Consider the following 21,232-nt stretch of genomic DNA (forward strand, 5'->3'; position numbering starts at 1 on the left):
AAAAAAAGCCCCGCATGGTGGCGGGGCGCTTTTACTGCTGACAATGGCCGCGGAGTTAGTTGCTGCGCGACATGCCCAGAATGCTCAGCAGGCTGACGAAGATGTTATAGATCGACACGTACAGGCTGACGGTGGCGCGAATATAGTTAGTTTCACCGCCGTGAATGATGTTGCTGGTTTCCCACAAAATAGCCCCTGAGGAGAACAGGATAAACATCACGCTGATCGCCATATGCAGGGCTGGGATGTGCAGGAACAGGTTAGCCACGACGGCCACCAGCAGCACCACAAAACCAGCCATCATCATGCCGCCGAGGAAAGACATATCTTTGCGGGTGCTGAGCACGTAGGCAGAGCAGCAGAAGAACACCAGCGCGGTGCCGCCCAGCGCCAGTCCAATGACGTCACCCATGCCCGCCGAGAGCAGCGAGTTGAGGATTGGGCCCAGGCAGTAGCCCAGGAAACCGGTAAAGGCGAAGGCGGCCAGGATGCCGGTTGGGCTATCGGCCAGGCGGTAAGTCAGAAACATCAGTCCGTAGAAGCCAGCCAGCATAAGAATAAAGCCGGGCGCAGGCAGGGCAAAAACGGTACTTAACGTGGCGGTTACGGCAGAGAAGGCCAGCGTCAGTCCGAGCAGGAAATAGGTATTGCGCAGCACCTTGTGGGTGGTAATTAAGGAACTGCTGCGGCTGGTTGAAACAATGCGATCCATATTAAAACCTCTCAGGGTCACTAATTTATCACTGAGAATAAGGAGCGCGGCGAAGCCGGGAAAGGCGTTTTACCCTTCTTTACGCGATATGCGGCCGTTTATGGCGTCAGGATGGCGATATTACCAGCAAAAAAACGGCTATCGGCTGTTTTTCAGGCGATCGAACCGAAACGCACTTTACATCGCCAGGGAGGATGTTTATAGTTCGGCACATTGTGGAGGGGTGGCCGAGTGGCTGAAGGCACCGGTCTTGAAAACCGGCGACGGGAAACCGTTCCAGAGTTCGAATCTCTGCCTCTCCACCATCTATTTTAACGGGTCAGCGTAAGCTGGCCCGTTTTGCTATGGGCAGCAAAATATCCGGTTGATTATTTTGCGTACGGCCGCCAAATAAATTGCACAAAAGCGCATAAATTCAACAAAATAAGCAAATTTACGCTTGGCAAAATCCCCGGCATCCCCTATACTGCGCCCCATCAGTTGCACCGGAGGTTTTATCACTTCCATCAGCCGCAGCTGATAACGCGTGGAGGGGTGGCCGAGTGGCTGAAGGCACCGGTCTTGAAAACCGGCGACGGGAAACCGTTCCAGAGTTCGAATCTCTGCCTCTCCACCATCAAATTCAACGGGTTAGCTCAGGCTAACCCGTTTTGCTTTCTGTCTTTTCCGCCTGAACACGCCCACAACGACGCCAGCCCGGTTAGAGCATTCTGAAAAACATCTCTTTTCTTTTCAAACTCCTGATGCGCACAAACGGCAAAGGCGTTAGTCTGCTATATTCTCAACATAAATGTAATGTCTGCCGCAGGTCCGTTTTCCCTGGCTCGCCGTTGCGAGTATCATCTGCGTGGTCGCAAACCTTTTCCCTGCCGCATCGCCATTATACGGTCGGGTGATTTACCCTTTAATCAATGGAAAAACACATGATTAGAAAGTTCAGTCTTTGCGCGTTAGCAGTCTGCTCGGCACTCACCGGGATTTCAGCCTATGCTGCTGACGACGATTACCAGCTTGAGCAAGTGTTGATGATGAGTCGCCACAATCTGCGTGCCCCGTTGGCCGATAACGGCAGCGTGCTGGCTCAGTCCACTAAAAAAGCCTGGCCAAAGTGGGATGTTCCCGGCGGGCAACTGACGACTAAGGGCGGCGTGCTGGAAGTGTATATGGGCCGCTACACCCGCGAATGGCTGGCGCAGCAGGGGCTGGTAAAAGACGGCGAATGCCCAGGCTCCGATGATATCTATGCCTATGCCAACAGCCTGCAGCGTACGGTAGCCACCGCGCAGTTCTTTATTACTGGTGCGTTCCCCGGCTGTGACATCTCCGTCTCGCATCAGGATGAGATGGGCACAATGGATCCGGTGTTTAACCCGGTGATCGGCGACGATAGCGAAGCCTTCAACAAGCAGGCGTTGACTGATATGAACAGCGCGGCTGAGAAGCTGTCGCTGAAGCCTGCCTTCCAGCGCCTGGAAAAAATCATTGATTACAAATCGGCAGCGGCCTGCGACGGTAAAAAACAGTGCGATCTCACCAGCGATAATCAGAACAAATTCTCGGCGGAAAAGGGCAAAGAGCCTGGCGTTTCTGGCCCTCTGAAAGTGGGTAACTCGCTGGTGGATGCTTTCACCCTGCAATACTACGAAGGAATGCCGCTGGACCAGGTTGCCTGGGGCCAGATCAAAACGCCTGAGCAGTGGAAAGAGCTGTCGGCGATTAAAAACGCCTATCAGGATACGCTGTTCACCTCGCCAAAAGTAGCGCGTGACGTCGCGGCTCCGCTGGTGGATTACCTGCGCAGTATGTTGGTGGATGAGGATAAGGCCTCGGCGCCGAAAGTGACGCTGATGGTCGGTCATGATTCCAATATTGCCTCGCTGCTGACGGCGCTGGACTTCAAACCTTACACGCTGCCGGAGCAGAATGAACGTACGCCAATCGGCGGGATGATTCAGTTCCAGCGCTGGCATGATAAGAAAAACGATCGCGAGCTGGTAAAGGTTGAGTATGTCTACCAGACCATCGATCAGTTGCGTAACGCCACGCCGCTGTCGCTGGATACGCCGCCGAAGCGCGTAACCTTGCAGATGAACGGCTGTCCGACCGATGCCAATGGCTTCTGCGACTGGGATAAGTTTACTCAGGTGCTGAATAACGCCATTCAGGGGACGCCGCTGGCGGTTGCGCCTCAGCCAGCGGAAGCTACGCCAGCCCCTGCCGCTCCGGCCGATGCGAAAGATCAGGCGGCAGATAAAGTGGCCGCGGCGAAAGCCGCCGCCGATCAGGCTGCCGCAGACAAAGCGGCTCAGGCTAAAGCCTCTGCCGAGAAGGCCGCTGCGGATAAAGCTGCGGCTGAACAGGCGGCGAAAGAGAAAGACGCCGCTGATAAAGCGGCAGCGGATCGGGCAGCTAAAGAAAAAGCTGCCAGCGACAAGGAAAATGCTGATAAGGCTAAAGCGGACAAAGCTAAAGCCGACCAGCCAGCTGCCGCGCCAGCCCAGTCCGGGGAAGAAAAGTCTTCCTGATTACGTAGCCAGAAAAAGAGAAAAGGCCGACATTGTCGGCCTTTTTTTGCCTGAAGGGAGACTGGAATCAGTCGCTGTTCACGACCACCAACTTCTGATTAACGAACTCCTTAATCCCTAAATCAGACAGCTCACGGCCGTAGCCGGAACGTTTCACGCCGCCAAACGGTAGTTCTGCCGCCGTGTCGCTGGCAGAATTGATATAGACCATTCCGGTTTCAATTCTGGAAGCCAGCTTCCTGCCACGGGCGATATCCCTGGTAAACACCGCACCGCCAAGGCCGTAGTGCGAGTCATTGGCTAACCTGACCACTTCATCATCATCTTTCACCACGTAAACCTGCGCCACCGGACCGAAGAACTCCTCAAAATAGGCTGGGTTATCACGGGTGATGCCGGAAAGGATCGTTGGCTGATAGAAGCAGCCTTCACCATCAACCACTTTTCCGCCCAGATGCAACTTAGCACCTTTGGCGACGGCCTGCTCAACCTGCTTCGCCAGCGTATCGCGGGCTGTTGAGGAAGAGAGGGGGCCGAGCGTGGTGCTTTCGTCCAGCGGATCGCCGATTTTCACTTCCCGGAAGGCCTGGCTGAATTTTTCAAAGAATGCGTCTGCGACTTTCTCATGCACAATAAAGCGTTTTGCAGCGGTACAGACCTGGCCGCAGTTACTCAGTCGGGCACCAGCGCCAGCCTTCACCGCTTTATCAAGATCACAATCATCCAGCACCACAAATACGTCGTTCCCGCCCAGTTCAAGCGTGGTCTTCTTCAGATACTTCCCAGCCTGCTGGGCAACGGCGCTGCCTGCGCGTTCCGAACCGGTCAGCGCCGCGCCCTGTACACGATCGTCAGCGATCAGTGAAGCAATCTGCTCGTTACTGATAAACAGATTGGTCCATGCGCCGGCGGGAGCGCCCGCTTCGCTAACCAATTCGGCAAACAGCGTGGCGCAGTGGGGAACATTCGCCGCATGTTTCGCCAGCACCGGGTTCCCCGCCGCCAGGTTAGGGGCGAGGACGCGCATCAGCTGATAGAACGGGAAGTTCCACGGCTCAACGGCAACCAGCACGCCGATGGGATGATTTTCTACCCAGGCTTCACCCAGTTCGCTGGGGTAACGGGTAGGGGCCAGAAAACGCTCGGCGTTTTCGGCGTAATAACGGGCAATTTGCGCGCAAAGCTTCACTTCGCCACGGCTTTGATTGATCAGCTTACCCATTTCAACGCTGGCGGTTTTCGCCAGTTCTTCGACCCGACCATCAATCAGATCGGCAAGCTTTTTCAGCACCTGCAAACGCGGCTGGATAGCGCCTTTTGACCAGTCGGAGTGGTAAAGATCGTCGGCCGTTTTTAACGCCTGTTCAACCTGACGATCGTCATGATTTGGCCAGGATTTAATAAGCTTATTACTGGCGGGATTGATTGTCTGATAAGACATACAGCACTCCTTTTCGCGTAACCGGCCTGAGTCCAGGCTCATTGAGTCAGGCAGTAAGCCTGGTAGAGAAATGGTGGTTTCACAACGTTACCAGTTTGCCGCTTCGGCGATTTTTCAGGGTTCAAAACGGCAAAAGGGCGGATAAATCCGCCCTGAAAAGCCTTTTTTCTCACTAAACGTTTTTGCGCTCAACAACCTTATTGTCCCAGGTCAGCACGTCCTGGTCGGTTTTTTCGAAGGCCCGTAGTAACACTTCATCGCTGCCCTGCTGCTCCCAGATGCCTTCGGCAAGCTTTTCATCGTAATTTGCCACTTCAAAAATGGCTTCAGCAATTTCAGGGGAGGTGCTACGCAGGGTTGCCCACTCGCCTACACGATGTGCTTTCGATTGTTGCGTTGCCATAATAGTCTCCTGTAAGACGTTATCCGTTCAGTTTAACGGCGAGTCCAGCGACATATTCACCCTGATAACGGGCAATCTTCAGTTCTTCTTCGCTGGGCTGTCGCGAGCCGTCGCCGCCCGCAATGGTGGTGGCGCCGTAAGGTGTGCCGCCACGCACCTGTGAAATATCAAAGAGTTCTTTTGTGCCGTAGCCGATTGGCACAATAACCATGCCGTGATGGGCCAGCGTAGTCCAGGTCGAAGTGATGGTTAGCTCCTGGCCGCCGCCGGTGCCGGTCGACGCAAATACGCTGGCCAGCTTGCCGTAGAGCGCGCCGGAAGCCCACAGGCCGCCGGTCCGGTCGAGGAAGGTTCGCATCTGCCCGGCCATGTTGCCAAAGCGGGTTGGCGTGCCAAACAGAATGGCGTCGTACTGCGCCAGCTCTTCCGGCGTAGCCTCCTGCGCTGCCTGCTGCGTTTTGCCGCCAACCTGAGCAAATCGTTCGGCGTCCATGGTTTCCGGCACGCGCCTGATCGTCACTTCCGCTCCGCTGACCCGGCCTGCGCCTTCGGCAACGGCACTGGCCATGGTTTCAATATGTCCGTACATCGAATAATAGAGCACAAGAATTTTTGCCATTTGTTCCCTCACTAAGTGCGTTTGTTGATCGTAAGAAATCAAAAACGGTGATTTAAAGGAGTATAGAAGAGGCTGGCGACGCGTGCAGAAGGTTTGGCCGGCATTCGGGTTAAACGGCAGCGAAAGGGACAAATTTTGAGAAAAATCATTAGCCTTAATAATGTGATGGCTCAAGCGTCGCCCCAGCGTTCTGGGCCAGAGTGTGATAATTTTCTCGCCAGTCAACTCGGGTAATCTATGCTTAGTAACGCGGCGGGGTATCTTCCCTCAGGTGCCGTCACGGCGGCCGACAGGCCTGCCGTGGGTATGCAGTATGATTGCTTAACTCTATTCGGAGGTGTGAAATGCCCGAACATCGTGGTGGATCTGGAAATTTCGCTGAAGATCGTAAAAGAGCATCAGAAGCAGGCCGCAAAGGTGGCCAGGCCAGCGGGGGCAACTTTAAAAACGACCCTCAGCGCGCCTCGCTGGCTGGTGAGAAAGGGGGCCGTAACAGCCGTGGCAGCCGCAGCAAAACAGAAGGGGACGCCTAGCCTGACCTTTCACCTTAACCGCCGGGCCTGACCCGGCGGCGTAAAGGAGCGGTTGACCCGCGCTTAGCCTCCCTGCACACTGGCGCCAAATTCTGAACTGAGCGCGCTATGTCTGCCTTCCTCTCTCGCTATAAATTCGCCTTTACCCGCCAGGAAATAGTGCTGGTTCTGATCACCATGGTTTGGGGCGGAACTTTTCTGGCTGTGCATCACGCAATGACCGTCAGCGGGCCTTTCTTTTTTGTGGGAACCCGTTTCGCTACCGCCGCCGTTGTGCTGGGGATGCTTTCCTGGCGAACGCTGCGCGGCCTCACTCTGCGTGAGATCAAGTCCGGCGCGCTGATAGGTATCGCCATTGGCTTCGGTTACGGTCTGCAAACTTACGGTATGCAGACCATCAGCAGCAGTAAGTCTGCTTTTATTACCGCAATGTATGTGCCGCTGGTGCCACTGCTTCAGTGGCTGTTTCTGGGGCGTTTACCCGGCCTGATGTCGTGGATTGGCGTGGTGCTGGCTTTTATCGGCCTGCTGCTGCTGGCCGGACCGGACGGCGGTTCGTTGACTTTGGGCACTGGCGAAGTGGCTACGCTCCTCAGCACTCTGGCGATTGCCGCAGAGATTATCCTGATCGGTGCCAGCGCCGGTAAAGTCGATGTGCGGAGGGTGACCATCGTTCAACTGGCTTTTGCGTCGCTGCTGGCTTTCGTGATGATGGTGCCGAATGGCGAAGTCGTCCCCGCGTTCTCTCCCTACCTGTTGTTCAGCGCCATTGGCCTGGGACTGGCCAGCGCGCTGATTCAGGTCACCATGAACTGGGCCCAGCGCAGCGTTTCGCCGACGCGGGCCACGGTTATTTATGCGGGCGAGCCGGTCTGGGCTGGCATTGTGGGGCGGATCGCCGGTGAGCGCCTGCCTGGCGCCGCGCTGATCGGTGCGGCGCTGATCGTGTCTGGCGTGCTGGTCAGCGAGCTGAAGCTGAAGTCTAAAAAAAAGGCGAAGGGTCAGCCTTCGCCTGATAACGTCGAGATCAACTAGCTGTCCTGATGCGCCACGCCGTTGCCCTTAAGCGCAGCGGCGCGTTTGCGGGTCAGAATCGCGTTGAGGATAATCGCGCCAAAGGTCGCGGTGCCGATGCCACCCATGGTGAAGTTACCGATTTTCAGCGCAAAGTCTCCAGCGCCCAGCACCAGCGTCACCGCCACCATAATCAGGTTGTTATTCTGTCCAAGGTCGACGTTATTTTGCACCCAGATGCGTGCGCCAGCCACTGCGATCAGACCAAATACCACAATGGAAGCGCCACCAATCACCGGTCCGGGAATGGTGTGAATTAACGCGCCAAATTTCGGTGAGAAGCCCAGCAGAATTGCAATAGTTGCCGCCGCGACAAACACCAGCGTTGAGTAAACCTTGGTCACCGCCATTACGCCGATGTTCTCGGCATAAGTGGTGACGCCGCTACCGCCAACGCTACCCGACAGCAGGGTTGCCAGGCCGTCGCCCACAAAGGCCCGCCCCATGTAGGGATCGAGGTTTTTGCCCGTCATGCCGGCTACCGCTTTGATATGACCGAGATTTTCCGCCACCAGGATCACCGCTACCGGCGCAATCAGAAACATAGCGTGGCTGTCGAAGATTGGCGAAGTGGTGGTGGGCAAGCCAAACCAGGCAACGGAAGAGAGCAGGCTGAAATCAATCGGCTTGCCGAGACCCAGCCCGTTGGTTAACAACGCATAGATGACGCAGGCCACGATCAGGCCAACCAGAATCAGCAGCCGTTGCACTAAGCCACGGGTAAATACCGCAACCACGCCGATACAAAGCACGGTCATCACTGCCATCCAGCTGTCGAACATGGAAGATGATACGCTATGAACGGCAATAGGCGCGAGATTCAATCCAATGGCCATTACCACGGCGCCCGTGACCACCGGCGGCATCAGTTTCTCAATCCAGCGGGTGCCTGCCTTCATCACCACAAAACCGATCAGCGTATAGACCAGACCGCAGGCAATAATACCTCCCAGCGCAATGCCAAGATTGGGGTTGATGCCCTGACCGTTAAAGCCCGTGACCGCGATGACTACTCCGACAAACGCCGCGCTCGATCCTAAATAGCTGGGCACCCGACCACCGGTAATCACGAAGAACAGCAGCGTGCCGACGCCAGACATCAGGATCGACAGGTTGGGGTCCAGTCCCATCAGCAAAGGCATCAACACCGTGGCGCCAAACATTGCCACCGCGTGCTGAAGACCCATAATTACCGTTTGTCCCAGCGGTAACGTTTCATCAGGCGCAACTATTCCCTGCGCCGTTGCGGACTGTTTACGCCATTGAGGGAACCAGGAATTAGCCATCGTCTTCTCCAGAGAAGTGAATAAAGCATTAACCGCAGGGCGCGGGAGATCAGGCTTCCTGCCGCCTTAAAGGGTAATAGCCACGAGCGAGAACCTACTCCAGGCTACAGGCTTCAGCAAAGGAGAGGCGCGGCAGCCGCTGATACACTTTGCTGGCATCGCCATAGCCGATATTGATCAGCAGGTTGCTCTTCCAGCCGCTATCAGCAAAGAAAGCCGCATCGACCGCCGCCCGGTCAAAGCCGGACATTGGGCCGGTATCCAACCCCATCGCGCGGCAGGCGCTTATCAGATAAGCCGCCTGAAGTGAACTGTTGCGAAAGGCGGTTTCCTGCGCCAGCTCCGGACTGCTGGTAAACCAGGCCCTGGCATCGGCATGAGGAAACAGCTGCGGTAGCCGGTCATAAAACTGAGGATCCCAGGCTACGATGACGGTGACTGGCGCGCTCATGGTCTTCTCCACGTTGCCGCTGGACAGGGTCTGCTTCAGCCTGGCTTTACCTTCTTCGCTGCGCACGAAGCAAAAACGGGCGGGACTACAGTTCGCGGAGGTCGGTCCCATCTTCACCAGCTCATACAGCGCCTGGAGCTGCTCGTCGGTGACAGGGCGGTCCAGCCAGCTACTGTGGGTACGTGCGGAGGTAAACAGCGTCTCTAACGCTGCGGAATTCAAGGCTTCTGCCATAGCGGCTCCAGTTCAACGGGTAGGGTTTCTGGCGCGGTCTCTTCCAGCCAGTTCAGTAAAAGTTGGTTAAAGGTGCTGCTGTCGGTGACGCTCATGGCGTGACCGCCCCAGGCCATTTTTTCCAGGGTGGCGTGAGGCAGCGCCTCGCACAGCGCCTGCGAGCAGGTCCACGGAACCAGCAGATCGTCATGCGAACACAGCAGCAGCACCGGCTGGGTAATGGCGCTGGCCTGCCGGGTAAAATCGCAGGCCATCAGCGCGTTCAGGCGGCGGAGCAGATTCTCCATGCCCTGGAAATGCGCCACATGCAGCGTCTCTTCCGCCTCAATGCGCGCCTCGTTATCCGCCAGCCAGTCGGCGGGATAGAGGAACAGGGGCTGAGCGCGGACCCAGGCCTCCACGCCAACGTTAAGCAGCAGGTCCTGGCGGACGGTAAAACAGCGGCGGGTATGCGCATTGAGCCGCAGCCAGCCGTTGACGATGACCAGCCTGGCGACGCGCTGCGGATAGTCGATCGCCAGCTGCATGGCAACCATGCCGCCGAGCGCGTGCCCGATGACGTCATAGTTATCAATGCCCAGCGCAGACAGTTCTTCAGCCAGTTCGTCGGCCATATCGCGCATACTGTAACCTTCCGGCAACGCGTCCGGGCTGCGCCCGGTTCCTCGCTGATCGTAGATGACAACGCGGTAGGTCTGACGCAGATCGTTCAGCTGAGGTAGCCAAAAACTGCCCAATCCGCCCAGCCCTGCCGACAGGACCAGCGTTCTGGCCTTGGGATCGGTCGATCCTGAAAGCTCAATATGCATAACGCTCTCCGCTACTTGCCGATGTGGGCGACGCTGGCAATCTCCACCAGCGCATCAGGTTTCACCAGACCGCACTGAATGCAGAAGCGAGCTGGTTTTTCGCCGGGAAAATAGTCGGCGTAAACGGCATTTACCGCTGCGTAATTGCTCCAGTCGGTAATAAATATCGAGTTAAAGGTTACGTCATCCATGGTGCCACCAGCGGCTACAATCACGCTTTTGATGGTCTCCAGCACATGACGAGTCTGTGCCGCCGCATCGCCAACGTGGACGACATTGTTATCTTTATCAAAAGGCAGCGTACCTGAAACATAAACCACGCCGTCAGCCAGGGTCCCAGGAACAAACGGGGCAATTGGAATGCTGGTGCCTGGTGGGGTAATAATGGTTTTTGGCATTGCGTTTTCTCCACTAAGGTATGCAGGTTTTATGCCGTTTGTTTATGCTGCGCGGGTTCAGCTTGTACCGCTGTACAGAAGCTATTGACGTCTGAAACCCAGCCAAAGAACGTTTCAATATTGAAAATGGCGGCCTGCTGGGCGAAAAGCGGCCCGGCCTGATAAGTCGCGTCTTCCAGCACGATGCCGAAATACTCCAGGAAGAAGCCGTCGCGCAGGGTCGACTCGACGCAGACATTGGTCGCGATGCCGGTAAACACCAGGTGGCGGATACCGCGGCTGCGCAACATGCTGTCGAGCGGGGTGTTGAAGAAGCCGCTGTAGCGGGGTTTGGGCAGTACGATATCGCCCGGCTGCGGCTGGAGCTGATCGACCAGCTCATAATCCCAGCCGCCTTTAGCCAGCAGCTTGCCTTGCAGCTCCGGACGCTGGCGCATGGTCTTCAGCGCATTGGATTTGTGCCAGTTTGGCGATCCTGGCCCGCCAGCCTCGACGTACTGATCGTCCCAGCCGTTCTTGAACCAGATAATCTGAATACCAGCCTCACGGGCGGCTTTGACCGCCACATTAATCTGGTCGATTACCGGGCTGGTGGTTGAGACGTCAAACCCGGCCAGGTCCAGATAGCCCCCGGTGGTGGCATAGGCGTTTTGCATATCCACGACGATCAGCGCGGTTTGCTCAGGTGGAAAGGCAATTGGCTCCGGCCTGGCCGGCAACGTGACGCTGTTTTTGCTGGATGCGGTGGTACAGACGACGGTCTCTTTACTGCTCATTACGCCACCTCCTGCGCGGCTTCAATGATACCGATACGGCACTGCATCAGCGGCTGAATGCGCTCGCCAAAATTCTCAATGCCCTGCAAAAAGTCATCAAAGGTCAACAGCACGCCCTGAGTGCCTTCCACGCTGGCCACCTCGTCCAGCATACGGGCCACATTGGCGTAAGAGCCTACCAGCGTGCCCATATTGATATTGACTGCCGAGGTCGGATCGGCCATCTGGCGAACGTTAGTATCGCTGCCCGATCGCTTATCCTGCTGGCTTTGGGTGGTCAGCCAGGCGAGCGCCTCTTCGTCCGCCCCTTCTTTATAATGTTCCCACTTCGCGCGAGCGGCCTCGTCCGTCTCATCGGCAATAATCATAAACAGCACGAAGGAACCCACCTCACGACCCGCTTCCTCTGCGGCGCTTTTCATGCGGGCTGCGGTCGGCGCAAAGGCGGTTGGCGTGTTGACGCCTTTGCCAAAGCAGAAGTTGTAGTCCGCGTGTTTTGCGGAAAAAGCCATGCCCGCATCGCTCTGACCGGCGCAGATAACTTTGATCGGCTGCTCAGGTCGCGGGCTGAGGCGGCAGTCGTTCATGGTAAAAAACTCGCCTTTCAGATCGGATTGACCAGTGCCCCACAGATCTTTCAGCACCGAGACATATTCGGTCAGGTAGTCATAGCGGCGGGAAAAATATTCGTCGCCTGGCCAGAGACCCATCTGGTCATACTCTGGCTTTTGCCAGCCGGTCACCAGATTGACGCCAAAGCGACCGTTGGCGATCGAATCCACGGTGGAAGCCATTCGCGCCACAATGGCGGGAGGCAGCGTCAGCGTGGCGGCAGTCGCATAAATTTGAATGCGCGAGGTGACGGCGGCCAGGCCAGCCATCAGCGTGAAAGATTCAAGATTATGATCCCAAAACTCGGTTTTACCGCCGAAGCCACGGAGCTTGATCATCGATAGCGCGAAATCGAAGTGATACTGCTCGGCCTTCAGCACGATGGCCTTGTTCAGTTCAAAGGTTGGCATGTACTGCGGCGCCGTGGTGGAGATCAGCCAGCCGTTGTTGCCGATTGGAATAAACACACCGATTTTCATTGGGATACCTCTGGGTTTGCGTTAGGGTAAAGTGCTGCGCTGCGGTGCTTCCTGCACTCTCCCTGAAGCGGCGCTCAGAAAGAATTTTGCAAAGGCTGTGCCAGTTTACTAAAAGGGTTTATTTTCATCAGGTTGAGGGATTTACGTTAAATGAATGTAGAGCAAGTGGTCTAAAGCAGACCGTTTGGTAAAAAAATTGTGCACAAAAATCAGGCGGCCGTGGTCAATTTAAGTGCATTAGTGCTAACCAGACCGTTTTGCTATTATCCTGGCAACCCACATGGATCATGAGGTCTCAGTGAATTCGACAGACAAGGCAACGGTGAAAGCCCCAACGCGCCGCTCGCGAGCGGTAGCGGCAAAAAGAACGGCGATCCTCAGCGCCGCGCTGGCGCTTTTTTCGCAATATGGCGTGCATGGCACCAGCCTGGATAAAGTGGCGGAAGGGGCGGACGTCTCTAAAACCAATCTGCTCTACTACTTTCCCTCCAAAGAGGCGCTCTATATCGCGGTACTAAAAAATATCCTCGATGTGTGGCTCGCGCCGCTTCGCGCGCTGAGGGAAGATCAGCAGCCGCTGGAAGCGATCAGGGATTACATCCGACTTAAGCTGGAGGTGTCACGCGATCATCCGCAGGCTTCGCGTCTGTTCTGTATGGAGATGCTACAGGGCGCGCCGCTGCTTAAGGGTGAGCTGGAGGGCGATCTTAAAAGGCTGGTGGATGATAAGTCGGCGGTGATAGAGGGCTGGATCAATCAGGGTAAGCTTGCGGCGGTAGAACCTCATCACCTGATCTTTATGCTGTGGGCGACCACGCAGCACTACGCGGACTTTTCCACTCAGGTTGAGGCGGTGACCGGGCAAACGTTAAATGATGACGTTTTTTTCAATCAGACGGTAGAAAACGTGCAGCGGATGGTGATTGAAGGCATTCGTATCCGTGAATAAACGACGGGCCAGTGCGACCCGCCGGCATGATATCAGGCCTGTTTTCTCTGACGGAGCCACCAGCCGATCCCCAGCAGGATAAACCAGACGGGGGTGACCATCAGCGCCTGGCGGGTATCCTCTTCGAGCGTCAGCAACACCAGTACAAACGCGAAGAATGCCATACACACCCAGCACATCAGCTTGCCCAACGGCATTTTGTAGCTGGATTCGGCGTGCAGTTCAGGCCGCTTCTTACGGTAGGCCAGGTAAGAGCAGAGGATGATGGTCCAGACGAACATAAAGAGGATCGCCGAGACGGTGGTGACCAGCGTGAATACCTGCATCACGTTCGGGATCAGATAAATGAGCGCGACGCCGCCAAGCAGGCACAGGCAGGAGAAGAACAGCCCGGTAGTGGGCACGGCCCGGCGAGAAAGCAGACCGAAACGGCGGTGCGCGACGCCCTGCTGGGACAAGCCATAAAGCATACGGCTGGTGGAGAAGATGCCGCTGTTTGCCGATGAGGCCGCCGAGGTCAGCACCACAAAATTAACGATGCTGGCGGCGGCAGGCAGACCAATCAATACAAACATTTCAACGAACGGGCTGCGGTCGGCGACCACTTTATCCCAGGGCGTGACCGCCATGATCACCAGCAGTGCCAGCACGTAAAACATGATAATACGCAGCGGAATGGCGTTGATGGCGCGCGGTAGCACCTTTTTCGGATCGTGGGTTTCTGCGGCGGCAGTTCCAACCAGCTCAATTCCCACAAAGGCGAACACCGCTATCTGGAATCCGGCAAAGAAACCGCTTAGCCCTTTCGGGAACATGCCACCGTGCTCCCAGATATTGCTGATTGCCGCCTTAGCGCCGCCCGGTGAAGGATAGTGCATGGCAACCAGTACAATACCGGTCACAATCAGCGCCACAATGGCGACGATTTTAATAATCGCAAACCAGAATTCCATCTCGCCAAACAGCTTCACCGTGGCGATGTTCAGCGACAGGAACACCGCGATGCAGAGCAGGGCGCTCATCCACACCGAAAAGTTGGGGAACCACAGCTGAAAATAGGAACTGATAGCCACCACGTCGGCGATGCCGGTGACCACCCAGCAGAACCAGTAGGTCCATCCGGTGAAATAGCCTGCCCAGGGGCCGAGCAAATCGGCGGCAAAATCGCTGAACGACTTATATTCCAGGTTGGACAGCAGCAGTTCACCCATGGCGCGCATGACGAAAAACAGCATAAAACCGATGATCATATACACAAAAATGATCGACGGTCCCGCCAGGCTGATGGTTTTTCCTGAGCCCATAAACAGGCCGGTGCCGATAGCGCCGCCAATAGCAATCAGCTGGATATGGCGATTGTGCAGGTTACGCCGGAGCTCGTCCGGGGCTTCTTCAGCGAGAAGCGTCTCTTTTGATTGGTCAACCATAACGTGTTCTTTGTCCTTTATATGATGTTGTGTAAGCTCTGAAGGCTTTTACGGCGCAAAGCTTAACGTAAAACGCCCTGAATGGCAGGTAAAGTTCTGGAGAATCCGACTGATTGTACAAAAAGGCCGCGACATTTTTCCGGTCTGCTGCCTGACGGGGAAAGCCCTGAGGGCGTTATTGCTCATCGCAGATGAAAGTCATTCTGGATATCAAAAGGAAGTTGTCAGGCCGCAGAGGTTAGCGTGCCTGGGGGCCTGGCTTTTGCCGTCACACAACAGTTTTAATTCCACGCTGTAACAAAAATTTATTGGCAGGCCAGGCGAAGATAAAGCCGGTGAACAACGCGATTTGCAGCATAAACCAGAACCTCAGCACGCGGGGTTCAATTTGCCCATGTAAAATAAAACAAAACGCCAGTTCCATATAGAGAAACATCCCGACCTGGTAAACAACCAGCGAAAAGAAATCGGTTTTAATCGCCTGCCACAGAGCGCGAAATATAGAGAACCCCTCTAATTGACGCAGGGCGAAAAATTGCAGCAGCACGCCAAAAACAAAGGAAAGCGCCAGCGAAAAAATAGCGTGGCTGAGAAGTAGGGAATGAAAAGGACTATAGTTCAGTATTGAAACTATCGGGATGGCAACTATATCACCCAGCGCGCAGCCCGCTGCACAATGGCTGGTAGAGGAGAAAATCTGTCTTATTTCAGGGGATTGCCTCCGGCTCGCAGGAGTCAACCACGACTTCTGGCGACTTTTCCGAGCAAAAAACCACCAGGCCAGCCAGCCGAAAAAAGGCATATAGAGTCCGGTGATGGGCCAGACCAGGTTCATTATCCTTACGGGATGCGGGCGGCGTAGAATATCTTTCACAATCATCAGGGAAGTGCAGACGCCTAACAGGATAAACACCATTGCCAGTCTGTCTAACATCGCTATTTCCTTATCGGCACAATGCGCAGAGGGAAGTTTGATTTATATTATCCATTCAGCCAGCTAGATTATGACTCCGCTGAGGTGAAATGCCAGCGTGATGAACAAAAATCCGCCGCAGTCGCCTGAAGATCTCTGCAAAAAAAGTGGAGTGAGAAGGCTGGTCAGACCCTTCAATGATGTGTGTACTCTGCGCTTAGTGCAACCTTTTTTACCAGTGATAAAAAAGGCAAACGGGACAAGGTAGGGTTTTTAATTCCAGTTTAATTAGATGGTTATGCGATTTTGTGCCCATTTTTCTTATCTCTATTTCAGAAAAGTATCGCGTCATACAGTAAAATTTTAGTCGCCATTGCTCGGTCCGGAACGGTCAAAATTATTGAATCTTGCCTGGAAAAATCCTATTCTAGCCATGCAGGTGAATGAGCAGAGCCGCTTTTTTTTATTGCTGCTGTGACCGTACAGTGAAAGCCTCTTACTGGTTCTTTTATAAATTAAATTGACTGGATTTTAATGACTGAACGATTCTTGCCGTCATTCAATGGATGCATACACCCGTAATTTTAGTTATTATCTTTTTCGCGTTCGATTAACACTATTCATTAAAATTTTTTCTCGTTTACATTCATTTTTTTCCCGCATTATCGAAAAATTATAAGCAGGATTTTACGGCGTTCGCACAATCCTGGTGAGGAATTAATGACTTCTGAGAACTATTTCAGTTGGCGTGATGAAGTACAGCTTGCCTTCCATCAAGTATCAGACTCGACAGATATAACACGTCTTATCGAGCAGCAGACGATCAGGCTGGGGTTCGATTTTTATGCACTGTATATTCGTCATCCTGTGCCTTTTACCCGACCCAAAATCTTTATTTACTCCAGTTACCCTGAGAAATGGCTCTGCGATTATCAGCAGCAGAACTTTGCGGCTATCGACCCGGTTATCAAAAATTGCCAGATTCCGGGGAAAATACTGTTGTGGGATGCGTCTTTGAACCGCAGCGGCCGGAGGGTGTTTGAGGCAGCAAAAGAATATGGCATTAATTCGGGTTTTTCCGCTTGCACAATGGCTAAAAACAGGGCCATTGGTATATTGTCTATGGCATCAGGTGAGGCTTTTGAAAAGATGAAGTTAACGCCTGATAAGCAACTTAAGCTTCAATATTTATCGGTACTGATTATGGATGCGTTACAGCGCGTAAAAGATATTTCCATGGCGATGATGAAGATGGAATTAAGCCAGCGTGAGCTGGAAATTCTCAAATGGACGGCTGAAGGGAAAACCTCAGCAGAAATATCGCTGATCCTGTCGATTTCGGAGAACACGGTTAATTTTCATCAGAAAAATATGCAAAAGAGGTTCAATGCACCTAATAAAACTCAGGTCGCTGCTTATGCTGCCGCAATCGGTTTACTTTGAAGGGATGCAACTACCAGATCTGGTAGTTTCGAATTGCTAATCGGTTGTCTACCCTGCGCCCTGGGTGAGAACCCCGAACGAGCCGCCAGCAGTGGCGTTCACGAGGGAATGCGAAAGAGGATCAATGATGAAGATTATCCAGACCAAGCTTAAGGATATGCCATCCTCATTGCTGGCCGAGCTGGGGAGTTACCGGTACAACGTGTTTGCTCGTGGGGAAGGATGGTCAATTCCTTCCCGGTTGAACACGCCCGGGCAGGAGTACGATCGTTTCGATCGTTCTGATGTGATCTGGCTGATCGCCTGGCAAGCCCAGTACGGCATCTGTGGCTGCGCGAGGCTGATGCAGTGGCAGGCCCCGGCGACGGGGCCGGAGATGGAGAACCGCGAGAAGCGCGGTAAAGCGCCCGCTCCCGTTTGGGAAATGTCGCGCTTCTCTGCCAGGCTGGATATCGATGAGGAGCTGCCGTTAAGCATTCTGTGGCATGGCGTCCAGCTGGCTGAACAGTCGGGGATTGAGTCTCTCTACAGTGCCGCCACGCCGATGCTTGAACAGATGTTTGAACAGAACCACGTTGTTTATGAGCCGTTAAGCGCGGGCGTTATCCAGTCAGAGGACAATCTGTTTGCCGTACGTATTCCGGTCAGCCAGCCTCAGCTGGCCGGAAAGTTTCAGGGCGCACGCCGCTTCAGCCCGGAAGAAGTGTTGCCAACCTTAGGCGTTTCCGTGAGCTGGAACTCACGCAGCCGTTAACTCTGCCATTTCGCCCACAGGACGATCAGCAGCCAGGCGGCCAGGCACCAGCAGGCTACTGCGCCAGCCAGCGCAAAGGGCAGCCGCGTCATGCCGACAAAATACCAGAGTGACAGGAGATAGATAAAATAAGGAACGATCGCCCACATACCAAACACGATGGTGGTGCGCAGGGCGTCAATACCGCGCTCGCTGGCGACGATATAGTGAGCTATCAGCGCGAAGGTGGGAAAAAGAGGCAGAAGGCCTGCGATATAGTAGCTACGGGTCTTCGATAGCAGGGCGATCAAAACCACCACCAGCGCACCCAGTACTGCTTTGAAAAGTAAGCCCATTGTTCCCTTCAGCTCAGGAGAAAGCTTAACCATCTTATAACGCTGAAGGAAAAGCAATGGGCTGGCGCTGATTGACCCGAATTATTGGCGATAGGCCAGTTTAATTTGTTTGATAGTGCTGCTGAACACGTCTGCCTGGCGCCGATCGGTCAACTGGTCAATATACCTTTCCATGTTAATGATGACTTTACCGGCATCGGCCTGGCCCATTCCTTTTAACATGAAGGTGACCAGCGCTTTCATGCAGGCCATTTCCTCGGCCAGGGTTTTGGTCTCTTCGCTGGTAGAAAAGTCAGTATTACTCATGATTTCTCCTTGTTGTTGTCTTCTGAATCATCGGCCTGGGGCGTGACCGGGGAACATGTAAATCGCTAACAAGTATATCACATAACCCACACCGTGAAGTCAGACTGACGGCGGGTTGCCTGAAATGCTTTCAACTGGTCCGGCTCATTATTTCAGTTCTATCAACCGTTAAAAAGAGGTAAGATCGCTTTCTTATAGCGTTCTGAAACCTTCTGGCAGAACCCACTTGGAGAGACCGGTTTGATTAGCGTTTTTCTTGTTGATGACCATGAACTGGTGCGTGCTGGGATCCGTCGCATCCTGGAAGATATCAAAGGTTTCCAGGTGACCGGAGAGGCAAACTGCGGTGAAGACGCGGTGAAGTGGTGTCGTGCCAACAGTGTCGACGTGGTGCTGATGGATATGAATATGCCCGGCATTGGCGGCCTTGAGGCTACGCGTAAAATTGTGCGCTACAGCCCGGACATTAAAGTCATCATGCTGACTATTCATACTGAAAATCCGCTGCCTGCGAGGGTGATGCAGGCGGGCGCTTCAGGCTATCTCAGCAAGGGCGCCGCCCCTCAGGAAGTGGTTAACGCCATTCGTCAGGTAAACTCTGGCCAGCGCTATATTGCTTCAGACATTGCTCAGCAGATGGCGCTGAGCCAGATAGAACCGCAGAAAACGGACTCGCCGTTCGACAGTTTGTCGGAACGGGAATTGCAGATTATGCTGATGATCACTAAAGGTCAGAAGGTGGCGGACATTTCCGAACAGCTCAACCTCAGTCCAAAAACCGTTAACAGCTATCGTTACCGCATGTTCAGCAAGCTTAACATCAGCGGCGACGTTGAGTTAACGCACCTGGCCATTCGCCATGGCCTGTTCAATGCGGAGTCGTTAATCAGTAGTGAATGAACAGTTTGATGCCAAATCTTTCCTGAAATCGGTCACCAGCCAGCCAGGCGTATATCGCATGTATGACGCGGGCGGCACGGTGATTTATGTCGGCAAAGCGAAAGATCTCAAGAAGCGGCTGACCAGCTATTTTCGCGGCAACCTTGCCAGCCGAAAGACGGAAGCGTTGGTCGACAGCATTCGCCAGATTGATGTCACCGTAACGCATACCGAAACCGAAGCCCTGCTGCTTGAACACAACTACATCAAGCTGTATCAGCCGCGCTATAACGTGCTGCTGCGCGATGATAAATCCTATCCCTATATCTTTCTGAGCGCGGATTCGCATCCGCGCCTGGCCAGCCATCGCGGCGCCAAACACGCCAAAGGAGAGTACTTCGGTCCTTTCCCAAACGGCTACGCGGTGCGCGAAACCCTGTCGCTACTGCAGAAAATCTTTCCCGTGCGTCAGTGCGAGAACAGCGTCTATCGCAACCGTTCGCGTCCGTGCCTGCAATACCAAATTGGCCGCTGTCTGGGGCCCTGCGTTGCCGGGCTGGTCAGTGAAGAGGAGTACGCTCAGCAGATTGAGTACGTGCGGCTTTTTCTCTCCGGTAAGGATGACCAGGTGCTTAATCAGCTGGTGTCACGCATGGAGATCGCCAGCCTCAACCTGAAATTCGAGGAGGCGGCGCGCCTGCGCGATCAGATCCTCGCCGTGCGTCGCGTCACTGAGCGCCAGTTTGTGTCGAATAACGGCGATGATTTAGATGTTATCGGCGTGGCGTTTGAGAGGGGAATGGCCTGCGTGCATGTGCTGTTTATTCGTCAGGGTAAGGTTCTGGGCAGCCGCAGCTATTTCCCAAAGGTGCCGACTGGCACCGAACAGGCGGAAGTGGTGCAGACCTTTGTCGGGCAGTTCTATCTACAGGGGAGCCAGGCGCGGACCCTGCCGTCCGACATTCTGCTGGATTTCACCCTGCCGGAAAAAGATCTGCTGGCCGAATCGCTGACCGGGCTGGCCGGGCGTAAAGTGTCGATTCAGAGCCGACCGCGCGGTGACCGCGCGCGCTACCTGAAGCTGGCGCGAACCAATGCCAGTACCGCGCTGGTCAGCCGCTTATCGCAACAGTCGACGATTCATCAGCGGCTGAAGGCGCTGGCTGAAATCCTCGACCTGCCTGAGATCAAAAGGATGGAGTGTTTTGATATCAGCCACACCATGGGAGAGCAAACCGTGGCGTCCTGCGTGGTGTTTGATGCCAACGGTCCGCTTCGAGCCGAGTACCGCCGCTACAACATTAGCGGTATTACTCCAGGCGACGACTATGCGGCGATGGATCAGGTTTTACGTCGTCGCTACGGCAAGGCGCTGGAGGAGAGCAAGATCCCCGACGTGATCCTTATTGATGGGGGGAAAGGGCAGCTGTCGCAGGCGATGAACGTATTTGCTGAACTGGAGGTGCCATGGGACAAAGATCGCCCCATTTTATTAGGCATTGCCAAAGGGACCGATCGTAAAGCCGGGTTGGAAACGCTGTTCTTTGAACCAGAAGGCGAGGGGTTCTCGCTGCCGCCGGACTCGCCAGCGCTGCATGTGCTTCAGCATATTCGTGACGACTCTCACAATCACGCAATTACTGGCCACCGTAATAAGCGCGCAAAAGTGAAAAATACCAGCGCCCTGGAAACCATCGAGGGGATTGGTCCAAAGCGACGCCAGATGCTGCTTAAGTATATGGGGGGCCTGCAACCACTGATGAATGCCTCGGTTGATGAAATAGCAAAAGTCCCCGGTATTTCCCAACTGCTGGCGGAGAAAATCTTTTATTCGCTGAAACACTAAGCATTGCAACCCCTGCTGCAATGTAGGA

Annotated in this window: 22 protein-coding genes and 2 tRNA genes; 10 read left to right on the forward strand and 14 right to left on the reverse strand. The window is 54.5% G+C overall.

What is annotated here, in order from left to right:
- Nucleotides 1–55 precede the first annotated feature (55 nt).
- Entirely contained in the window at nucleotides 56–712 is a 657-nt protein-coding gene (gene yccA, locus NG99_RS10300; RefSeq protein WP_034891886.1) for an FtsH protease modulator YccA, read from the reverse strand.
- A gap of 217 nt (nucleotides 713–929) precedes the next feature.
- Between yccA and NG99_RS10305 the strand changes: the two genes are divergently transcribed.
- From NG99_RS10305 to agp, 3 genes are all read left to right on the forward strand, one after another.
- Nucleotides 930–1,017: transfer RNA gene (locus NG99_RS10305), tRNA-Ser, on the forward strand.
- 223 nt (nucleotides 1,018–1,240) lie between these two features.
- Nucleotides 1,241–1,328: transfer RNA gene (locus tag NG99_RS10315), tRNA-Ser, on the forward strand.
- A gap of 307 nt (nucleotides 1,329–1,635) precedes the next feature.
- Complete coding sequence (gene agp, locus NG99_RS10320) at nucleotides 1,636–3,237, forward strand: bifunctional glucose-1-phosphatase/inositol phosphatase (RefSeq protein ID WP_034891892.1); 1,602 nt, start codon at nucleotides 1,636–1,638, stop codon at nucleotides 3,235–3,237.
- 67 nt (nucleotides 3,238–3,304) lie between these two features.
- On the opposite strand, the gene NG99_RS10325 is transcribed toward agp, so the two are convergent.
- The 3 genes from NG99_RS10325 to wrbA all read right to left on the reverse strand — a co-directional run bounded on the left by NG99_RS10325 (nucleotide 3,305) and on the right by wrbA (nucleotide 5,700).
- Nucleotides 3,305–4,678 carry an NAD-dependent succinate-semialdehyde dehydrogenase gene (locus NG99_RS10325; protein WP_034891895.1) on the reverse strand — a complete coding sequence of 458 codons (1,374 nt, stop codon included), beginning with the start codon at nucleotides 4,676–4,678 and terminating at the stop codon, nucleotides 3,305–3,307.
- Between the two features lie 172 nt (nucleotides 4,679–4,850).
- Nucleotides 4,851–5,081, reverse strand: a complete 231-nt coding sequence (locus tag NG99_RS10330) for a YccJ family protein (RefSeq protein ID WP_034891897.1) — start codon at nucleotides 5,079–5,081, stop codon at nucleotides 4,851–4,853.
- 19 nt (nucleotides 5,082–5,100) lie between these two features.
- Nucleotides 5,101–5,700: an NAD(P)H:quinone oxidoreductase gene (gene wrbA / locus NG99_RS10335; protein ID WP_034891898.1), complete on the reverse strand. Its 600-nt coding sequence runs from the start codon at nucleotides 5,698–5,700 to the stop codon at nucleotides 5,101–5,103.
- 344 nt (nucleotides 5,701–6,044) lie between these two features.
- Between wrbA and NG99_RS10340 the strand changes: the two genes are divergently transcribed.
- On the forward strand, nucleotides 6,045–6,233 hold the full coding sequence (locus tag NG99_RS10340) for a con-10 family general stress protein (RefSeq protein WP_034891899.1): 189 nt from the start codon (nucleotides 6,045–6,047) through the stop codon (nucleotides 6,231–6,233).
- A 108-nt stretch (nucleotides 6,234–6,341) separates the two neighbouring features.
- Nucleotides 6,342–7,268 (forward strand): DMT family transporter, encoded by a 927-nt coding sequence (locus tag NG99_RS10345; RefSeq protein WP_034891900.1) that lies wholly within the window; start codon nucleotides 6,342–6,344, stop codon nucleotides 7,266–7,268.
- On the opposite strand, the gene rutG is transcribed toward NG99_RS10345, so the two are convergent.
- The 6 genes from rutG to rutA all read right to left on the reverse strand — a co-directional run bounded on the left by rutG (nucleotide 7,265) and on the right by rutA (nucleotide 12,352).
- Nucleotides 7,265–8,593 carry a pyrimidine utilization transport protein G gene (gene rutG, locus NG99_RS10350; protein WP_034891901.1) on the reverse strand — a complete coding sequence of 443 codons (1,329 nt, stop codon included), beginning with the start codon at nucleotides 8,591–8,593 and terminating at the stop codon, nucleotides 7,265–7,267. The genes NG99_RS10345 and rutG overlap by 4 nt on opposite strands.
- Before the next feature lie 94 nt (nucleotides 8,594–8,687).
- Complete coding sequence (locus tag NG99_RS10355) at nucleotides 8,688–9,278, reverse strand: malonic semialdehyde reductase (protein WP_034891902.1); 591 nt, start codon at nucleotides 9,276–9,278, stop codon at nucleotides 8,688–8,690.
- Entirely contained in the window at nucleotides 9,263–10,087 is an 825-nt protein-coding gene (rutD, locus tag NG99_RS10360) for a pyrimidine utilization protein D (RefSeq protein ID WP_034891904.1), read from the reverse strand. Before rutD ends, NG99_RS10355 begins: the two co-directional genes overlap by 16 nt.
- Before the next feature lie 11 nt (nucleotides 10,088–10,098).
- A complete protein-coding gene (gene rutC / locus NG99_RS10365) occupies nucleotides 10,099–10,485 on the reverse strand; it encodes a pyrimidine utilization protein C (RefSeq protein ID WP_034891907.1) in 387 nt (128 codons plus the stop codon).
- A 29-nt stretch (nucleotides 10,486–10,514) separates the two neighbouring features.
- Entirely contained in the window at nucleotides 10,515–11,261 is a 747-nt protein-coding gene (gene rutB, locus NG99_RS10370) for a pyrimidine utilization protein B (protein WP_052130642.1), read from the reverse strand.
- The gene (gene rutA, locus NG99_RS10375; protein ID WP_034891910.1) at nucleotides 11,261–12,352 is read right to left on the reverse strand and encodes a pyrimidine utilization protein A; all 1,092 of its coding nucleotides are present in this window, start codon (nucleotides 12,350–12,352) and stop codon (nucleotides 11,261–11,263) included. Before rutA ends, rutB begins: the two co-directional genes overlap by 1 nt.
- A 280-nt stretch (nucleotides 12,353–12,632) precedes the next feature.
- Between rutA and rutR the strand changes: the two genes are divergently transcribed.
- The gene (gene rutR, locus NG99_RS10380) at nucleotides 12,633–13,301 is read left to right on the forward strand and encodes an HTH-type transcriptional regulator RutR (RefSeq protein ID WP_034891912.1); all 669 of its coding nucleotides are present in this window, start codon (nucleotides 12,633–12,635) and stop codon (nucleotides 13,299–13,301) included.
- Nucleotides 13,302–13,333: 32 nt separating this feature from the next.
- Here the strand turns inward: rutR and cycA are convergent, their stop codons facing one another.
- Together cycA and NG99_RS10390 are read right to left on the reverse strand one after the other, a co-directional pair.
- Nucleotides 13,334–14,728 carry a D-serine/D-alanine/glycine transporter gene (gene cycA, locus NG99_RS10385; protein ID WP_034891913.1) on the reverse strand — a complete coding sequence of 465 codons (1,395 nt, stop codon included), beginning with the start codon at nucleotides 14,726–14,728 and terminating at the stop codon, nucleotides 13,334–13,336.
- Between the two features lie 268 nt (nucleotides 14,729–14,996).
- Nucleotides 14,997–15,608 (reverse strand): DUF4396 domain-containing protein, encoded by a 612-nt coding sequence (locus tag NG99_RS10390; protein WP_232298253.1) that lies wholly within the window; start codon nucleotides 15,606–15,608, stop codon nucleotides 14,997–14,999.
- Between the two features lie 753 nt (nucleotides 15,609–16,361).
- Between NG99_RS10390 and sdiA the strand changes: the two genes are divergently transcribed.
- Both sdiA and NG99_RS10400 read left to right on the forward strand, forming a co-directional pair.
- Nucleotides 16,362–17,084 (forward strand): transcriptional regulator SdiA, encoded by a 723-nt coding sequence (sdiA, locus tag NG99_RS10395; RefSeq protein WP_034891915.1) that lies wholly within the window; start codon nucleotides 16,362–16,364, stop codon nucleotides 17,082–17,084.
- 127 nt (nucleotides 17,085–17,211) lie between these two features.
- The gene (locus NG99_RS10400) at nucleotides 17,212–17,838 is read left to right on the forward strand and encodes an acyl-homoserine-lactone synthase (protein WP_034891916.1); all 627 of its coding nucleotides are present in this window, start codon (nucleotides 17,212–17,214) and stop codon (nucleotides 17,836–17,838) included.
- Here the strand turns inward: NG99_RS10400 and NG99_RS10405 are convergent.
- A complete protein-coding gene (locus tag NG99_RS10405; RefSeq protein WP_034891917.1) occupies nucleotides 17,835–18,173 on the reverse strand; it encodes a GlpM family protein in 339 nt (112 codons plus the stop codon). The two genes, NG99_RS10400 and NG99_RS10405, sit on opposite strands and share 4 nt — an antisense overlap.
- Before the next feature lie 81 nt (nucleotides 18,174–18,254).
- Nucleotides 18,255–18,479, reverse strand: coding sequence for a DUF2594 family protein (locus NG99_RS10410; protein ID WP_034891918.1), 225 nt, complete (start codon nucleotides 18,477–18,479; stop codon nucleotides 18,255–18,257).
- A 240-nt stretch (nucleotides 18,480–18,719) separates the two neighbouring features.
- On the opposite strand from NG99_RS10410, the gene uvrY reads away from it, so the two are divergent.
- Nucleotides 18,720–19,379, forward strand: coding sequence for a UvrY/SirA/GacA family response regulator transcription factor (gene uvrY, locus NG99_RS10415; protein ID WP_034891919.1), 660 nt, complete (start codon nucleotides 18,720–18,722; stop codon nucleotides 19,377–19,379).
- Entirely contained in the window at nucleotides 19,372–21,204 is a 1,833-nt protein-coding gene (uvrC, locus tag NG99_RS10420; protein ID WP_034891921.1) for an excinuclease ABC subunit UvrC, read from the forward strand. Before uvrY ends, uvrC begins: the two co-directional genes overlap by 8 nt.
- Nucleotides 21,205–21,232 lie beyond the last annotated feature (28 nt).

This window comes from Erwinia typographi, assembly GCF_000773975.1.
Lineage (GTDB): Bacteria > Pseudomonadota > Gammaproteobacteria > Enterobacterales > Enterobacteriaceae > Erwinia > Erwinia typographi.

Coding starts and splice junctions, on each gene's coding strand:
- NG99_RS10340 (WP_034891899.1), top strand. CDS start 6,045: ATGCCCGAACATCGTGGTGGATCTGGAAATTTCGCTGAAGATCGTAAA.
- NG99_RS10330 (WP_034891897.1), bottom strand. CDS start 5,081: ATGGCAACGCAACAATCGAAAGCACATCGTGTAGGCGAGTGGGCAACC.
- NG99_RS10405 (WP_034891917.1), bottom strand. CDS start 18,173: ATGGGCTTACTTTTCAAAGCAGTACTGGGTGCGCTGGTGGTGGTTTTG.
- rutR (WP_034891912.1), top strand. CDS start 12,633: ATGGATCATGAGGTCTCAGTGAATTCGACAGACAAGGCAACGGTGAAA.
- wrbA (WP_034891898.1), bottom strand. CDS start 5,700: ATGGCAAAAATTCTTGTGCTCTATTATTCGATGTACGGACATATTGAA.
- rutD (WP_034891904.1), bottom strand. CDS start 10,087: ATGCATATTGAGCTTTCAGGATCGACCGATCCCAAGGCCAGAACGCTG.
- NG99_RS10400 (WP_034891916.1), top strand. CDS start 17,212: ATGAAGATTATCCAGACCAAGCTTAAGGATATGCCATCCTCATTGCTG.
- agp (WP_034891892.1), top strand. CDS start 1,636: ATGATTAGAAAGTTCAGTCTTTGCGCGTTAGCAGTCTGCTCGGCACTC.
- rutA (WP_034891910.1), bottom strand. CDS start 12,352: ATGAAAATCGGTGTGTTTATTCCAATCGGCAACAACGGCTGGCTGATC.
- NG99_RS10410 (WP_034891918.1), bottom strand. CDS start 18,479: ATGAGTAATACTGACTTTTCTACCAGCGAAGAGACCAAAACCCTGGCC.
- rutG (WP_034891901.1), bottom strand. CDS start 8,593: ATGGCTAATTCCTGGTTCCCTCAATGGCGTAAACAGTCCGCAACGGCG.
- NG99_RS10355 (WP_034891902.1), bottom strand. CDS start 9,278: ATGGCAGAAGCCTTGAATTCCGCAGCGTTAGAGACGCTGTTTACCTCC.
- yccA (WP_034891886.1), bottom strand. CDS start 712: ATGGATCGCATTGTTTCAACCAGCCGCAGCAGTTCCTTAATTACCACC.
- NG99_RS10390 (WP_232298253.1), bottom strand. CDS start 15,608: ATGATTGTGAAAGATATTCTACGCCGCCCGCATCCCGTAAGGATAATG.
- cycA (WP_034891913.1), bottom strand. CDS start 14,728: ATGGTTGACCAATCAAAAGAGACGCTTCTCGCTGAAGAAGCCCCGGAC.
- NG99_RS10325 (WP_034891895.1), bottom strand. CDS start 4,678: ATGTCTTATCAGACAATCAATCCCGCCAGTAATAAGCTTATTAAATCC.
- rutB (WP_052130642.1), bottom strand. CDS start 11,261: ATGAGCAGTAAAGAGACCGTCGTCTGTACCACCGCATCCAGCAAAAAC.
- NG99_RS10345 (WP_034891900.1), top strand. CDS start 6,342: ATGTCTGCCTTCCTCTCTCGCTATAAATTCGCCTTTACCCGCCAGGAA.
- sdiA (WP_034891915.1), top strand. CDS start 16,362: ATGACTTCTGAGAACTATTTCAGTTGGCGTGATGAAGTACAGCTTGCC.
- rutC (WP_034891907.1), bottom strand. CDS start 10,485: ATGCCAAAAACCATTATTACCCCACCAGGCACCAGCATTCCAATTGCC.